General features: G+C 68.2%; 17 protein-coding genes. 10 read left to right on the forward strand and 7 right to left on the reverse strand.

Translation table 11 applies throughout. The features are described from left to right. Positions 1-158: 158 nt before the first annotated feature. The gene (locus tag ACTJLD_RS34810) at positions 159-1,139 is read right to left on the reverse strand and encodes an AAA family ATPase (protein ID WP_027788900.1); all 981 of its coding nucleotides are present in this window, start codon (positions 1,137-1,139) and stop codon (positions 159-161) included. Between the two features lie 229 nt (positions 1,140-1,368). Here ACTJLD_RS34810 and ACTJLD_RS34815 point away from each other — a divergent pair, with 229 nt between their 5' ends. The 10 genes from ACTJLD_RS34815 (at position 1,369) to ACTJLD_RS34860 (ending at position 11,167) form a co-directional block, all read left to right on the forward strand. Next, positions 1,369-2,088 carry a nitroreductase gene (locus tag ACTJLD_RS34815; RefSeq protein WP_060373190.1) on the forward strand — a complete coding sequence of 240 codons (720 nt, stop codon included), beginning with the start codon at positions 1,369-1,371 and terminating at the stop codon, positions 2,086-2,088. Between the two features lie 146 nt (positions 2,089-2,234). Next, positions 2,235-2,723 (forward strand): hypothetical protein, encoded by a 489-nt coding sequence (locus tag ACTJLD_RS34820; RefSeq protein ID WP_027788898.1) that lies wholly within the window; start codon positions 2,235-2,237, stop codon positions 2,721-2,723. Positions 2,724-2,728: 5 nt separating this feature from the next. Beyond that, positions 2,729-3,544, forward strand: coding sequence for an endonuclease/exonuclease/phosphatase family protein (locus tag ACTJLD_RS34825; protein ID WP_021163082.1), 816 nt, complete (start codon positions 2,729-2,731; stop codon positions 3,542-3,544). A 151-nt stretch (positions 3,545-3,695) separates the two neighbouring features. After that, complete coding sequence (locus ACTJLD_RS34830; protein WP_059700433.1) at positions 3,696-4,343, forward strand: LysE family translocator; 648 nt, start codon at positions 3,696-3,698, stop codon at positions 4,341-4,343. Between the two features lie 233 nt (positions 4,344-4,576). Next, positions 4,577-5,347 (forward strand): ferredoxin--NADP reductase, encoded by a 771-nt coding sequence (locus ACTJLD_RS34835; RefSeq protein ID WP_027788896.1) that lies wholly within the window; start codon positions 4,577-4,579, stop codon positions 5,345-5,347. Positions 5,348-5,762: 415 nt separating this feature from the next. After that, complete coding sequence (rqpS, locus tag ACTJLD_RS34840; RefSeq protein WP_059700434.1) at positions 5,763-6,578, forward strand: quorum system sensor histidine kinase RqpS; 816 nt, start codon at positions 5,763-5,765, stop codon at positions 6,576-6,578. 7 nt (positions 6,579-6,585) lie between these two features. After that, entirely contained in the window at positions 6,586-7,242 is a 657-nt protein-coding gene (gene rqpR, locus ACTJLD_RS34845; RefSeq protein WP_021157028.1) for a response regulator transcription factor RqpR, read from the forward strand. Between the two features lie 232 nt (positions 7,243-7,474). Continuing rightward, positions 7,475-8,881: an amino acid permease gene (locus tag ACTJLD_RS34850; protein WP_321967451.1), complete on the forward strand. Its 1,407-nt coding sequence runs from the start codon at positions 7,475-7,477 to the stop codon at positions 8,879-8,881. 546 nt (positions 8,882-9,427) lie between these two features. Further along, positions 9,428-9,931, forward strand: coding sequence for a hypothetical protein (locus tag ACTJLD_RS34855; protein ID WP_027788893.1), 504 nt, complete (start codon positions 9,428-9,430; stop codon positions 9,929-9,931). Between the two features lie 210 nt (positions 9,932-10,141). After that, positions 10,142-11,167, forward strand: coding sequence for an XdhC family protein (locus ACTJLD_RS34860; RefSeq protein ID WP_119338902.1), 1,026 nt, complete (start codon positions 10,142-10,144; stop codon positions 11,165-11,167). 106 nt (positions 11,168-11,273) lie between these two features. Here ACTJLD_RS34860 and ACTJLD_RS34865 read toward each other — a convergent pair whose 3' ends face one another. The 6 genes from ACTJLD_RS34865 to fliE form a co-directional block, all read right to left on the reverse strand. Next, positions 11,274-12,008: a PepSY-associated TM helix domain-containing protein gene (locus tag ACTJLD_RS34865; protein ID WP_059688321.1), complete on the reverse strand. Its 735-nt coding sequence runs from the start codon at positions 12,006-12,008 to the stop codon at positions 11,274-11,276. A gap of 269 nt (positions 12,009-12,277) precedes the next feature. After that, positions 12,278-12,595, reverse strand: a complete 318-nt coding sequence (locus ACTJLD_RS34870; protein ID WP_021157023.1) for an EscU/YscU/HrcU family type III secretion system export apparatus switch protein — start codon at positions 12,593-12,595, stop codon at positions 12,278-12,280. After that, positions 12,592-13,944: a flagellar hook-length control protein FliK gene (gene fliK / locus ACTJLD_RS34875; RefSeq protein ID WP_440660980.1), complete on the reverse strand. Its 1,353-nt coding sequence runs from the start codon at positions 13,942-13,944 to the stop codon at positions 12,592-12,594. The genes ACTJLD_RS34870 and fliK overlap by 4 nt, the downstream gene beginning before the upstream one ends. 145 nt (positions 13,945-14,089) lie before the next feature. Further along, on the reverse strand, positions 14,090-14,422 hold the full coding sequence (locus tag ACTJLD_RS34880) for a flagellar protein FliT (protein WP_059523069.1): 333 nt from the start codon (positions 14,420-14,422) through the stop codon (positions 14,090-14,092). Then, positions 14,419-14,853 carry a flagellar export chaperone FliS gene (gene fliS, locus ACTJLD_RS34885; protein WP_021164034.1) on the reverse strand — a complete coding sequence of 145 codons (435 nt, stop codon included), beginning with the start codon at positions 14,851-14,853 and terminating at the stop codon, positions 14,419-14,421. Before fliS ends, ACTJLD_RS34880 begins: the two co-directional genes overlap by 4 nt. Before the next feature lie 225 nt (positions 14,854-15,078). Next, complete coding sequence (gene fliE, locus ACTJLD_RS34890) at positions 15,079-15,423, reverse strand: flagellar hook-basal body complex protein FliE (protein ID WP_021164033.1); 345 nt, start codon at positions 15,421-15,423, stop codon at positions 15,079-15,081. Positions 15,424-15,498: the final 75 nt, after the last annotated feature.

The following is a 15,498-nucleotide window of genomic DNA, read 5'->3' on the forward strand; positions in this document are numbered from 1 at the left end:
CGCCGTTAGCGCGTCGAGGGGAGAGAAGAGAATTGTACGTCCCGGTTCTCCCGCTTGCCGAAGGTCGCGCACCGCGTCGCGACGACACGGTGCACGCCGCACGGCACGGCGCGCGCGTGCCGCCGCCGGGCACGCGCCGCCGGGCACGCGCCGCCGGTTCAGAAGCCGATCGGCCGGCGCTTCGCGGCGCCCTCGTCGGCCCGGATGTCGCGCGGCCCGATCGCGTCGCGCCCGTCGAGCCGGGCGGCGCCGAATGCGTGCAGCAGCGCGCGGCGCATCGTGCGCGGCGGTGTCGCGGCCAGCACGTCGAGCGCGTCGTCGCCCAGGGTATCCGGGAAGCGCCGCCCCCACGCATGCGACGTGCGGATCTCGTCGTAGATCGTCTGCGCGATCCGGCGCGCGCCGGCCGCATCGGGCGGCTCGATCTCGTACACGTTCATCCGGTTGAGCAGCGGCTCCGGGATCGCTTGCGCATCGTTCGCGGTCGCGATCCAGATCACGTTGCCCGCATCGATCGGCACTTCCGCGAATTCGTCGATGAACGCGCGCGCGGTGTCGTGCTCGAGCAACGCGTACAGCGCGCCGAGCGGATCGTATTGCGCATCGCTGCCGGCCTTGTCGATCTCGTCGACCGCGATCACCGGGTTCGCGTAGCTGCCGTTCACGAGCGCATCGAACACCTTGCCGGGCTTCGCGTTCTTCCATTGCGACGACGCCCCCGACAGGATCCAGCCGGCCGTCAGCGAACTCATCGGCACGTAGTGGTACGCGGTGCCGAGCAGCTGCGCGAGCGCCTTCGCGAAATGCGTCTTGCCGATGCCCGGGGGCCCGAGCAGCAGGATCGGCATCAGTTCGAGCCGGTCGTCCGTTTCGAGGCACAGCGCGATCTGCTTGCGCACGTCGTCGAGCGGCTCGGCGAAATTGGGCAATGCCTCGCCGAGCGCGTCGAACGACGGCATCCGGTTCGGCTTCACGCAAAAGCGCAGATTGCCCGTCTTGAGCATCTTCTCGTAGGTGGCGCGCAGTGCGTCGCTCGCGCTCTCGTTCAGGTCGCTCAGCGCCGTCTCGACCTGCTCGAGGTCGTACACCGTGCTGAAGGACGCCACCGCCAGTTCCTGTTTCACCATCGCCGTCGTCATACCAACCTCGCTGCCGCTTGCTGTCACACGATCATCAGACCCTTACGATTTCAGTGTAGCGATCCCGCATCCCCGCGCAAGCAAGCAGCCACGCGCGTGTGCTGCTAACACCCGCGCGCGCTGCACGCCGGCGCACCGCGGCGTATGATCGGCGGTTCACCCACCCGCCGCACCGGCCCGGCCGACGGCGCCCGCGCGGCGTGTCGGATCTCGCCCCGAAGGTATGCCGATGTCCGTCCCCACTGCTTTCCCGCGCGTCGATGCCGATGCGACCGGCGCCGTCGACGCGGCGCTCACGTCGCGCCGTGCGATCCGCGCGTTCCTGCCGACGCCCGTGCCGCGCGACACGCTCGAGGCGATCCTCGAAGCCGCGAGCCGCGCGCCGTCGGGCACCAACATCCAGCCGTGGCGCGTGTACGTCGCGACGGGCGCCACGCGCGACGCGCTCGCCGCCGCGCTCACCGCGGCCCACGACGATCCCGCGCGCGACGAGAAATACGTCGCCGAGTACGACTACTACCCGCGCGAGTGGGTGTCGCCGTATATCGACCGGCGCCGCAAGGTCGGCTGGGACCTGTACGGCCTGTTGAACATCCGCCGCGACGAGAAGGCGCGCATGCATGCGCAGCACGCGCGCAACTTCCGTTTCTTCGATGCGCCGGTCGCGCTGTTCTTTACACTCGACCGCGTGATGACCCACGGTGCATGGCTCGACTGCGGGATGTTCCTGCAAGGCGTGATGACGGCCGCGCGCGCACGCGGGCTCGATACCTGCCCGCAGGCCGCGTTCGTGCCGTTTCACCGGATCATCACCGAACATCTCGGCATTCCCGCCAACGAACAGTTGGTCTGCGGCATGTCGCTCGGCCATGCGGACCCCGACGCGATCGAGAACCGCCTCGTCACCGAGCGCGCGAGCGTCGCGGAGTTCGCGCGTTTTTTCGGTTGAAAACGCATGACGCGGCCCTACCTTTCGAACAGGACCACATCGTGCGGCGAACCTGTCGCGACGCGTCCTGTCACATCACGACCGAAATCGATCGGGCGTAAGATGTGCGTCCGTTCCCCGCTATCGCGCGTTCCCGGAGACGTTTCATGCTGAAACACGGCCTGGCCGTCCTGCTCGCGAGCATCGTGCTCGCCGCCCATGCGCAGAGCCCCGCGCCGGCCTCCGTCGCGTGGGAGATCCAGGTGGTACGCGACGGTCAGACCATCGACACGTTCCAGCAGCGCACCACCGTGGGTCAGACCCGCACCGACACCCATCGCTATCCGTCCGCCGTGCCGGTCGGCTGCGGCAATGCCGCGCGCGTCGTGCCGACCGAGCGCTCGCGCTCGGTGACGGTCGCGCCGCTCACCGTCGATGCCGGCGCGAACACCGTGTCGCTCGCGCTCGACGTGCAGGAAACGCTCGACGACGAAAACGCGACGCGCAGCGATCCGTGCGTACCCGCGTCGCCGCGGCAAATCGTCGCGAGCCACCCCGGCCTGACGGTCGGCGCCGACGCGTGGACCGACTGGACGCTCGTCGAACAGCGTCCGCACCTCGTGTACCGCGTGCGCGCGCACGTCGCGAAGGATTGAGCGTCATGTCCGCCGACGCTCTCTCCCTGCCGTTCGCCGAACCGCACGCCGCGCCCGACGAAATCACCGCGGTGAGCTGGAACCTGCACAAGGGCCGCTCGCCGCTCGGCTTCACCGCGTGGAACGCGATGCGCAACTGGATGCAGTCGACGCACGCCGACGTGTATTTCCTGCAGGAAGCGATGGCGCGCCGCATGCCGCGCCCGATGCTCGCCCCCGGCTTCGGCGCGCCGATGGACGACGCGGTCGACGACGTGTGGCACTGCCAGGCCACCGAGATCGCGCAGGCGCTCGACTGGCAGATCGCGCTCGGGCCGAACGTGTTCAAACCGTCGTGGCGGCACGGCAATGCGATCCTGTCGCCGCATCCGCTCGACCTCGGCGGCCGCTGGGACATCTCCGCGCACCGCTTCGAGCGGCGCGGGCTGCTGGTCGCGCGGGCGACGCTCGCGGGCGCGCGACCGGTCACGCTGCTGTGCGCGCACCTCGCGCTCACGCGCGCCGCGCGGCTGCGCCAGATGCACTGGATCGCGCACTGGATCGTGCGCAACGCGGGCGACGGCCCGCTGATGCTGGCCGGCGACTTCAACGACTGGCGCAACGATTCGGTCGCGCTGTTCGGCGAGATCGGGTTGTCCGAGGTCGCGACGCTGCTCGGCGAATCGGGCCGCACGTTCCCCGCGTTCTCGCCGGCGCTCGCACTCGACAAGATGTTCGTGCGCGGGCTGACGCCGCTCGAATGGCGCGCGCCGTCCGGCGAGGCCGCGTGGCTGTCGGACCACCTGCCGTACATCGCGCGGCTGCGCCTCGATCCGCAATAACGGCTAAACGGCTGCAAAACGCTCGCAACAGCGACCGCGACCGCGAGTCGATCACGCCTCCGGTCGCCCCCGGCCAAAGCGCGGCCGCGCGGCGCGCGCTACATTAACGGCTTGCCCGTTCCTCCCGCGCCCGCCGCCGGGCCGCGCCGCCATGAACTACCTGCCGATCCTGCTGCAAATCGCCGCCGTCTATCTCGTCGCCGCGATCACCCCCGGCCCGAATTTCTTCATGATTTCGCAACTGTCGCTCGCGGGGCGGCGCAGCCTCGGCGCCGCGTCGGCGCTCGGCGTCGGCACCGCGTCGGTCGCCTGGGCCTCGCTCGCGATGCTCGGCCTCGCGGCCGTGCTGCACCAGGTCGAATGGCTGTACGAGGCGATCCGGATCGGCGGTGCCGTGTACCTCGTGTATTTCGGCTTCAAGCTGCTGCGCTCGGGCGTGCGCCGCGACGCGGCACCGGCCGACGCGCCCGACGAACGCGCGCCGCTGGCCGCGCCGCACGCGCGCGACTACCTGCGCGCGTATCGCAGCGGCCTGTTCACCTGCCTGACGAACCCGAAATCGTGCGCGTTCTGGACCAGCGTGTTCGCCGCGATGCTGCCCGCGCACGTGCCGCTGTGGTTCAACGGCGCGGTGCTGGTGACGATCGGCGTGCTGTCGGCCGGCTGGTATTCGTGCGTCGCGTACCTGTTCGCGAGCCCGCGCGCGCAGCGCGGTTACCGGCGCGTGCGGCGCCCGCTCGACGCGCTGTGCGGCGTGGCACTCGTCGGCCTCGGCGCGAAACTCGCGGCCGAGCGCTGAAAACTGAAAGCAGATTGAAATAATTCGTTGCGCCAAATCCGCGCAGCCGCGGGGGTCAAGCCCGCGATCCGCGCCAACAGGGTAAAATAACGAGTTCCTCAATCGTCTGTCATCGAGAAGGCGCGTGTCCGACGCGCCGGCCGGCCGATCCTCGATCGGGCCGTCGCACTCGGTTTTTTGCCCGTTTTTGGGCCCGTTACTCGCGTTCGCTACGCGCGTCCGTTTTCAAAGCCATGAGCAAATACGACACCGCCACCGTCCAATCCGTCCATCACTGGACCGACACGCTGTTCAGCTTCACCTGCACCCGTGAGGCGAGCCTGCGCTTCAACAACGGCGAATTCACGATGGTCGGCCTCGAAGTCGACGGCAAGCCGCTCGCGCGCGCCTACTCGATCGTCAGCCCGAACTACGAAGAGCATCTCGAATTCTTCAGCATCAAGGTGCAGAACGGCCCGCTGACGTCGCGCCTGCAGCATCTGAAGGTGGGCGACACGGTGCTGATCGGCAAGAAGCCGACGGGCACGCTGGTTGCCGACAACCTGCTGCCGGGCAAGACGCTGTGGATGCTGTCGACGGGCACGGGCCTCGCGCCGTTCATGTCGATCATCCGCGACCCGGACATCTACGAACGCTTCGACAAGGTGATCCTGACGCACACGTGCCGCCTGAAGGGCGAGCTCGCGTACATGGACTACATCAAGCACGACTTGCCGGGCCACGAGTACCTCGGCGACATCATCAAGGAAAAGCTCGTCTACTACCCGACGGTCACGCGCGAAGCGTTCGACAACGAAGGCCGGATCACCGACCTGATCGCGACGGGCAAGCTGTTCACGGATCTCGACGTCCCGCCGTTCTCGCCGGAAAACGACCGCGTGATGCTGTGCGGCAGCACCGCGATGCTGAAGGACACGACCGACCTGCTGAAGCAGGCCGGCCTCGTCGAAGGCAAGAACAGCGCGCCGGGCCACTACGTGATCGAACGCGCATTCGTGGACTGATCGATCCCCAGATTTGCGCGCCATCAAGAACCGGAGCGAAAGCTCCGGTTTTTTTTCGTCCCTACTTGGCGAATTCGTAACAAATTGGGATCATTCCATCTCAAATAGTTACATTTGGATACGTCATCGTCCGGTGCTCGGGTGTCAGTGTTTTTCCTACAACACGTTCATTCCGATTATTCACATTTACCCTTAAATGTCCGCCCGACATGACCTTTTCGGAAATTTTGAGATATTATTCGCCGCGCGTGGTTGCCGTTCGGATGAGAGTGGAAGGGTCGGATGCAAGTGTTACAAGACGTAACTTTTGTTACCTCGGCAGGGTGCGATTCTCTGGCGGCGACCGTCTTCGAAACGGCAGCCGATCCACGCAGCCAGCCGGTGTCTGAACCGCTTTCTGACAGCAGGGAGAGTCATGGATACGTCGCTTAACGCGCCTTTGGGCGCCCACGCCCCGTTCCCGTCGCAACAGCTCGTGCCGGGCTGCGCCGCGACTCCGCCCATTACCGACGCCGCGCCGAAACGCGGCGCCTCCGCCGCGCGGATCGCAGCGCTGTCTGCCCAATTGCTCGCCGCCGACGAAGCCGCTCGCCGCCACCTGGCCGGCGAGTTGCATGACGGGCTCGGCGCCGAACTCACCGCCGCGCGTTTCGCGCTCGCAAACGTTCAAACGTGGCTGCCTGCCGACGCGCCGGACGGTTGCCTGCGCGCGCTGGAGCTGGCGCAGCAGGCGCTCGACGCCGCAACCGACGCGAATCGCCGGCTGATCGACGAGCGCGACACGCCGGCGCTCGACGCGGGCGTGGTCGGCGCGTTGTCGTCGTGGGTCGACACCCATGCGGCACGCACGGGCCTGCGCACCAGCTTCGTGTGCGCGGCCGATGCGCGCCTGACGCAGGTCGCCGGCGCCGGCGCACTCGCGGTGTTCCGCGTCGCGCAGGAGGCGTTGTCGAACGTCGCGAAGCACGCCCGCGCGACGTCGGTCGACGTGCGGATCGTCACCGACGGCACGCATCTGTCACTGATTGTCTCCGACGATGGTACCGGTTTCGCCCGCAGCCGCCGCAGCGGCTACGGGCTCGCCGGCATGCGCGCCCGCTGCGAGGCGTTCGGCGGCAGCTTCGAGACGGCCACGCCGGAAGCCGGCCACGGCACGCGCGTCACCGCGCGCTTCGCCTGGGATTCGCTGCTCGCGGTGCCCGTCACGGCCCGCCGCGCGTCGCTTTCGTGAGGTCGTCATGAGCCTGAACATCCTGCTCGTGGACGATCACGCGATCGTCCGGCAAGGGATCCGCCAGTTGCTGATCGACCGTGGCGTCGCGCGCGACGTCACCGAGGCCGAGAACGGCGGCGACGCCATGGCCGCCGTCGACAAACAGGAATTCGACGCGATCCTGCTCGACATCTCGCTGCCGGACACGAACGGCATCGAAGTGCTCAAGCGCCTCAAGCGCAAGCTGCCGCGCACGCCGGTGCTGATGTTCTCGATGTACCGCGAGGATCAGTACGCGGTACGCGCGCTGAAGGCCGGTGCCGCCGGCTACCTGTCGAAGACGGTCAACGCCGCGCAGATGATCGGCGCGATCCAGCAGGTCGCGGCCGGCCGCAAGTACGTGAGCCCCGCGATGGCCGAGGCGCTCGCCGAATACGTGTCGTTCGAGAACGAGCCGCTGCCGCACGAGAAGCTGTCCGACCGCGAATACCAGACGCTCTGCATGCTCGCGTCGGGCAAGCGGCTCACCGACATCGCGAACACGCTGTCGCTGTCCGTGAAGACGGTGAGCGTGTACCGGTCGCGGCTGCTCGAGAAGATGCGGCTGTCGAACAATGCGGAACTCACGTTCTACGTGATGAGCAACCAGCTCGTCGACATGGCGCCCACGGCCGGCGCCTGATTTCCCCGCCCGGCCCGACTCACCTGACCCGACCCGGCGACGCGGCGCATGCCGCGCCGCCGCCGAGTGCCGTCCGCCGACCGTCCTTTTGGCGCGCAAGCGCTTGTTTTATCGGACTATTTCGCGGCACACCGCTGCGCCGCAGCGAGTCTTGCGCGCCAAATCGGCTAAAATTGCGGGTTTTCACTCAGTCAGCGCTATCGCGCCCGCGCGCGCTGGCGATTCATCCGCAATGTCTCTCTTCCGCAAGAAAAACGTCGATCGCATGATCGCCGGCGCGCAAACCGCCGGGCTCAAGAAAGCGCTCGGCGCGATCGACCTCACCTTCCTCGGCATCGGCGCGATCATCGGCACCGGCATCTTCGTGCTGACCGGTACCGGCGCCGTGCAGGCCGGCCCCGCGCTGATGCTGTCGTTCGTGATCGCCGCGATCGCATGCGGCCTCGCGGCGCTGTCGTACGCGGAATTCGCGTCGACGATCCCCGTCGCCGGCTCGATCTACACGTACTCGTACGCGACGCTCGGCGAACTCGTCGCGTGGATCATCGGCTGGGACCTGATGCTCGAATACGGCCTCGCGTCGTCGGCCGTGTCGGTCGGCTGGTCGGGCTACCTGCAGTCGCTGCTGCAGGGCTTCGGGCTGACGCTGCCAACCGTGCTGACGGCCGCGCCCGGCGCGGTGCCGGGTGTCGTCACGTGGTTCAACCTGCCCGCGTTCCTCGTGATGATCGTGATCACCACGCTGCTGTCGATAGGCATCCGCGAGTCGACCCGCATCAACAACATCATGGTGTTCATCAAGGTGTCGGTCGTGCTGCTCGTGATCGCGGTCGGCGTGTTCCATGTGACGCCCGCCAACTGGAAGCCGTTCATGCCGCACGGCTGGAACGGCGTGTTCGGCGCCGCGGCCGTGATGTTCTTCGCGTTCATCGGCTTCGACGCGGTGTCGTCGGCGGCCGAGGAAGTGAAGAATCCGAAACGCGATTTGCCGATCGGCATCATCGCGTCGCTCGCGGTGTGCGCGGTGCTGTACGTGACGGTCGCCGCGGTCGCGACCGGCATCGTGCCGTCGGCCCGGTACGCGAACATCTCGCACCCGATCTCGTACGCACTGCAGGTCGCCGGCGAGACGTGGGTGGCGGGCTTCATCGATCTCGGCGCCGTGCTCGGCATGCTGACCGTGATCCTCGTGATGAGCTACGGCCAGACGCGCGTGATCTTCGCGATGTCGCGCGACGGGCTGCTGCCGGCGACGCTGTCGCGCGTGCACCCGCGCTACGCGACGCCGTTCCTGACGACCTGGCTCGTCGGCCTGTTCTTCGGGCTGATCGCCGCGCTCGTGCCGCTCAACGTGCTCGCCGAGCTGATCAACATCGGTACGCTCGCGGCGTTCTCGATGGTGTCGATCGCGGTGCTCGTGCTGCGCCGCACGCACCCCGACCTGCCGCGCGCGTTCCGCTGCCCCGGCGTGCCGGTCGTGCCGATCCTCGCGGTCGCATCGTGCCTGTTCCTGATGCTGAACCTGCAGCCCGTCACGTGGGCCGCGTTCGGCATCTGGCTCGTGATCGGTCTCGTGATCTACTTCCTGTACTCGCGTCACCACTCGAAGCTCGCGCACGGTCGCCACGACGCGCACTGAGCGCCGCCGTGCCGCACGCGGCACGGTGCGCACCCGCGGGGCCGCCATCCGGCCCCGCCCCCTCCTCTCCGCTCCCTCGCCCGTCTCGCCGCCGCGTTGCGTTTCCCGCAACGATTCGCGCGGCAGTTCCCGTTTTCATCGGCTGTTTTTCGAATACCGGTATATTCGATTCCGATCGACAAATTAATCGATGAAAAATGTAATTCAATTGAATTGAATATGAATAGAAGAAAATAATCTCGCGAACGACATTGAACTCTTTCATCCGCCAAACTAGTATTCAGGTCGGCCGGCCGCACACACCCGCCCAGCCTGCGTCAGACGGGGAATTCGCCGCAGCATGAGCGCAACGCGATGCAATCGGCTTCATCGAATCGCATTTCCATCAAACAGAAATTCATTGCGTGTTCACGAACGAATTTTCAGCATCTTTTTAATTAAAAACATTTAAAACCGGATAATCCGGTCGCTGGTATTGAATTGCCTCCGAGCGGAGGCATGTCGCTGCACCTGTCCGAAGTTCAACAAGAACCAGAGAGGTCTGTCATGAGCAATACATTGGTCAACGTCACGGCGAAGGTCGAAATCAGCGCGACCAACCAGACGATTGCGGGGCTCAGGGATTATCAAAGCAAGAACTGGGCGATCGGGCTGAACGGGGATACGCTCGCGCCGGATGGTTTCCTCACGTTCTTCACGGAACGCAACCTGCCGTTCAGCTACTACGTCCGCGCGCGTGGCGTCTCGGTCGGCGAGCCGAGCGCATACCAGGCGAACATCGAGACGCTGACGCAGCACATCGCCGCGATTCGCGCGTCGGAGACGAACCAGGTCCAGGCGACGATCCGCGAGCTCGAGCTGTACAAGTCGCGGAACTGGGCGATCGGCCTGAACGGCACGACGCTGCAGCCGGACAATTTCCTGCCGTTCTTCGGCACCCGCTCCGTGCCGTTCGAGTATTACGTGCGCAGCGGCGGCGTCGAGCTCGGCTCGCCGAGCGCGTATGACAACAACATCCGCAACCTGACGCAGTACCTGGGCTCGCTCTGACGCATCGCCCCGCCGGGCGGATGTGTCCGCCCGGCAACCTGCCGACGGCCCGGCACGGGCCGTCCCGCTCGCCTTCCCCGCCGCTGCGCGCCTCCCCCGCCCCGTTTTGCGCCTTCCCCCGTCCCTGCACGCTTGTCGCGGCCGGTTCATAATCGCGCCATCGAACGGCGGCCCGCATCGACGGGTGCGCCCGGCAACAGGAAGAAGATGATGGAAAGCGTCGATCTCGATGTATTGAAATCCAGCGCGCGCTGGCTCGAAGAAGGGCGCCGCGTGCTGCTCGTGACGGTCGTGAAGACCTGGGGCTCGTCGCCCCGCCCCGAAGGCGCGATGCTCGCGGTCCGCGAGGACGGGCTCGTGGTCGGTTCCGTGTCCGGCGGATGTATCGAGGACGACCTGATCGCCCGCGTGCATGCGAGCGGCATCGCGGCCGACGCGCGCCCGGAAGCGCTCAAGTACGGCGTGACGGCCGAGGAAGCACATCGCTTCGGGCTGCCTTGCGGCGGCACGATCCAGCTCGTGCTCGAGCCGCTCACGCGCGACAGCGGGATAACCGCGCTGTGCGCGGAAGTCGAGGCCGGGCGCCTCGTCACGCGCACGATGACGCTCGCGACGGGCCGCGCATCGCTGTCACCTGCGCAGGCCGCCGACGGGCTCGCGTTCGACGGCGAGCGGCTCGTGACGATCCACGGGCCGCGCTACCGGATGCTCGTGATCGGCGCCGGCCAGTTGTCGCGCTATCTGTGCCAGATCGCGATCGGGCTCGACTACCAGGTGACGGTATGCGATCCGCGCGAGGAATACACCGATGCGTGGGACGTGCCGGGCACGCGCGTCGTGCACACGATGCCCGACGATACGGTGCTCGAGATGAACCTCGATGCTCGCTCGGCCGTGATTGCACTGACGCACGATCCGAAGCTCGACGATCTCGCGCTGATGGAGGCGCTGAAGACGCCCGCGTTCTACGTGGGCGCGCTCGGCTCGCGGCGCAACAACGCGGCACGGCGCGAGCGGCTGCGCGAATTCGACCTGAGCGAAGCGGAACTGGCCCGGCTGCACGGGCCGGCCGGCATCTACATCGGCAGCCGGACGCCGCCGGAAATCGCGATCTCGATCCTCGCCGAGATCACCGCCGCGAAGAACCATGTGTCGCTGCCGACGATCCTGCAGGTCGAGGGCGCGAAGGCCGCGCGGGAGATCGCGGCGAACAGCGGCGCGGCGTGCGGCCTGTGATCGTCGGGCGGTCGCGCGGAATACGCGGCCGCGACGGGCGAAGCCGACGAAGCCGACGAAACTGACGACAGCGCACGCGCCGGCGCCCGGCCGGCGCGCCCGCCGGTCAGGTCAGGCCGGCGGCAAGCGCCGCGGCGACCGAACCGACCACCAGCACGACGCCGACCGTGCGGCGCTTGTTCAGCTCGGTCCACAGCAGCACGCCGGTCAGCGACAGCAGGATCAGCGAGCCCGCGATCGTGTCCATCAGCAGCACCCAGCCGAGATTCATCCCGACGCCGCGATGCAGGTTGTTCAGCGTCGTCAGGAACGTGTTGCCCGTACGCTTCACGGAGACGTAGCCGTTGCCGACCCAGTATTCGGCCTGCAGGTTCTGGTGCGGGCCGAACAGGCCGAACTGCCAGTGCTCCGGCTGCATCACGCGCTTGTCGCCCCACGCAACGGGCTGCGCGGCCTCCTTGCGCATGCGCCCCGGCTTGCCGTCGAAATTCAGCTCGTGCTGCAGCCACTTCGTCATCGCGGCGGGCGTCTTCGGCACAGGATCCGGCAGCGCGATCTGCATCTCCTCGACCTGCGGCTCGCCCGTCGAAATCTTCAGCGGCGGCGCGCGGTGGTTGAGCAGCACGCCCGTCACGCCGAACAGCAGCCCGAGCACCGCGCCCCACAGCCCGACCCAGCCGTGCACCTTGCGCAGCCACTTGATGAAGGTCGCGCGGCGCGAACGCTGGCGGCGCGCGGCCAGTTCGTCGTCGCTCAGCGGGCGGGCCGCCGGGTGCAGCACGGTGACGCCCGCGCGGGCAGTACCCGTCTTGGGCGGATTGATCGTTTCGGGCGCGTTCACGCGAAAGGTTCCATTCGTTCAAAACAACGGGCGGCGCGCAAAACGTGCGCGCCGCCCGGGCAGCATGAAAATGAGAATGGATATCATTACACAAACAAACCGGCGGCTCAATCCACCCGGGTGCGTCGCGGCACGCCCGGCAAGAGCAAGAAGGCGGGAAAAGCACGCGCGTTGCGCCACGATATCGGCCGATAGACGGAAAATGCCGCCCGAATGACCTTGCAAGACCAGGACAGCATTTCGTAAGAAGTCGCGCGATGCCGGGCGATTCAGCGCAGCGGCGGCAGCGGAAAGCGCGGTGTGGTGTCGTCCGGCGCGGGCTCGGTGCGGTCGAGCGCGTACAGCCACGCGAGCAGATCCGCGACCGCCTGGTAGAGCTGCGGCGGAATCCGGTCGTCGAGGTCGACCTGCATCAGCAGCGACACCATCTCCGGCGCCGTATGCACGTACAAGCCCGCATCGTGCGCACGCGCGACGATCATCTCGGCGAGCACGCCGTAGCCTTTCGCAACCACGCGCGGCGCCGCATCGCCGCCCTTCGGATCGTAGACGAGCGCGGCCGCGCGCTTGCGGGACGTCATGCTCATGGCAGCGCCTCGTCGTCGGTATCCGGCGCCTGCGTCGCCGGGCCGCCGGCCGAGCCGCGCGCATACGCGGCGGCCGCCGCCTGGGCTGCAAACAGGTCGAAGCCGTCCGGGCCGTCGTCGACCGCGCGGATCGACAATCCTCCCACCCGCAGCCCCGACACCTCGAGCCGCTGCCGCAGCGCGGCCTCGTGCCGCGTGAGGCGGTCGGCGCCCGTCTGGTTCGCACGCAATCGCGCGACCAGTTGCGTGCCGTTCAGCACCAGTTCCGCGTCGACCGTGCCGAGCGACGGCAACGTCAGCGTCAGGCGCGTGCGCCATGCGATGCCGTCGCCCGGGCCGTCGTCGCCGCGCGGCGCGCGGCTGCCCGGATCGTCCGGCTCGATCGTCCAGTCGAGCCGCGCGCCGGGCCACGCCTCGCCCGTCCAGCGGAACTGGTCGGTCGCGAGCGCGTCGAGCTGCTGCCTGACGAGCGGCACGGCGGCCGGATGCACGGGCGCCAGCGTCTGCGCCTGGGAGTCGGACGACGCGGTGGCCGGTTGCGCGGGCGTCCCGCGCACATCAGGGCGTTCGCCGAGCAGATCGAACGTGTCGGGCGGCAGCGACGCGCCGTGCCGCGCGCCCGCCGGCAAGCCCTGCGCAGAGTCGCGAGTCGGTGCGCCACCCTGGGCCGGTGTACCCGGCTGCGCCGTCGCCCGCGCGGTCGTGGGCAGCGGCGGCCGCTGCGCGAGCAGTTCGTCGAGCACGTCGGTCGAGTCGTGCTGCGCGGCATCCGGGTCGACCGGCGCGAGCGCGGCCGCAAGGCGCGCCTGCGGCTCGCGCATCAACGCCGCGAGCGGGCGCTGGCCGGCCAGCCACTGCGCCAGATGGGATTCGTAGAACAGGCCGCTTTCGCTCACGGCCTGCGCGAGCGCTGCGCGCAGCGCCGCGACCGGCAGGGCTGCGGCCGCTTCATGTGCCGCCGCAGCAGCGGAAGATGCCGCGGCGGAGGCCGGTGTGGAAGACGCAGCCGGATCGGAAGCGGCCGGCGCGCGGGCCGGCAAGGCCGTATCGGTCAGCAGCACGGTGGGATCGGCCAGCAGCGGCACGCGCCCGGCAATGGCCGGCGTCGAGTCGCCACCGGCCCGCGAGATCGCGTCGAGCACGCGCCCGACATCGGACAGTGCGGTCTGGGTAGAGGCCGGCGGCGCGGCCGGCGGACTGCCGGCCGAGGGCGTGGACGCCGTGCCGGTGCCCGGCGTGCCGACCTGCGAGGTCGCGCCGCCGCCGGCGGGCGCCGATACGGTGCCGGTCAGCAGGCTGTCGAGGCGGCTCGCCAGCAGCGCGGCCGCAACGGAGTCGATACCGGTCATGATCGGAGCCTGCTCACCTCAGCCACATCGTTGCGAATCCGGGAACGGCACGCCGGTGCCGCTCGCGGGAACTGCGCGCCTCCCGCAACGGGCTCGTGCGCCCCGCGCCCGCCCCTCCGCCTCCCCGTTTCCCGGGAAACGGGCCCTACCCGCGCGCGCGGTAGAGATCGGTCAATACCTTGGTCGAGCGCCGCGCCTCGAACAGCGCGGACAGCCGCGCGACGTCCGGGCTCGCGAGGTCGCGGATCGCGGCGTCGTCGGCCAGGATGCGGCGGATCAGGTCGAGCTTGCGGCCGAGATCCGATTCGTCGAGCACGACACCCGGATCGGCTTCCTTCAGCCCGTCGACGAGTGCCGTGAATTCGGCCTGCAACCCCGGCAACGCGCTCCAGTCGGCGCTGCGGGCGGCGCCCAGCATCCGGCCCGACACGGCGGCGAGCGCCTCGTAACGTGCGAAGTATTCGGCCTTGCGATTCATCTCGATGCTTCCACTGCCTGTTGCGCGGCCATCCGCGCGACTTCCGGGGCGATCCCCGTCCATGCTTCCTCGAGCGTCGCGAGCAGCCCGTCGACCTCGACCAGCATCGCGTCGCTCGCCTGCGCGTTCGCTTCCAGCAGACGCCGGCCGATATACGCATACAGCGCGTCCAGCCGTTCCGCGATCTCGCCGCCCGCGTCGCGGTTCAGCGACGCCTTCAGCCCGCTCTCGACGATCCGGATCGCCTTGCCGATCGCATCGCCGCGCGCGGACACATTGCCCTGCTGCAAATGCATGCGCGCCAGCGCAACCGCCTGCCGCGCGCCCTGGTACAGCATCGCGATCAAACGGTGCGGGGAGGCGCCCATCACCCCCGTCTCGACGCCGACACGCGCGTATGCACTGGCTCCAGCGTGTCCTGGGGAAAACATGCGCTTCTCCTTGTTATGCCTTGGCTATACGGGAACCGCCGCCGTGCATCGCACGACGCGGCCTTCACCGGAGTTATCGGAAGGGATTTGAAAAGCTTTAGGCAAGCGCGGCCTGCCTCCGGGGCGCCGAAGGCGCCGGCCCGGAGGCCTTCCCTGAACGACTTTCGCCGGATGGCCGCCCACGGGTGCCCGTCGCCGGGTACCCGTCCCCGGGTGCCGCGCGCATCACACCGACATCTGCATGATGTCGTTGTAAGCGCTCACCAGCTTGTTGCGGACCTGGAGCCCGAACTGGAAGCCGATGTTGGCTTTCTGCATGTCGACCATCACGTCGTTCAGCGAGACGTTCGGCGCACCGACCTCGAACGCCTGCGCCTCGCCGAGCGCGTGCTGCTGGTCGCCGCTGATCTTGTCGAGCGACGCCTTCATCGCGCTCGCGAACGTGCCGGCCGTCGCCGCGCCCGAACCGGCCAGCGCTGCCGTCGGGCTCGCGACGCCGCCGGACGCCTGCGCGGCCATCGACTGCATCTGTTGCAACACCGAACCGATTCCGCTGACGTTCGCAGTCATGCTGTCCCCAAAACCGAGAGAAGAAACCCGGCGCACCGGGTGTTTCCGCCGGCGCCGCACCACGCGCACCATGCC

This window comes from Burkholderia sp. 22088 (assembly GCF_052045915.1).
In the GTDB taxonomy this organism is placed as follows: Bacteria; Pseudomonadota; Gammaproteobacteria; order Burkholderiales; family Burkholderiaceae; genus Burkholderia; species Burkholderia cepacia.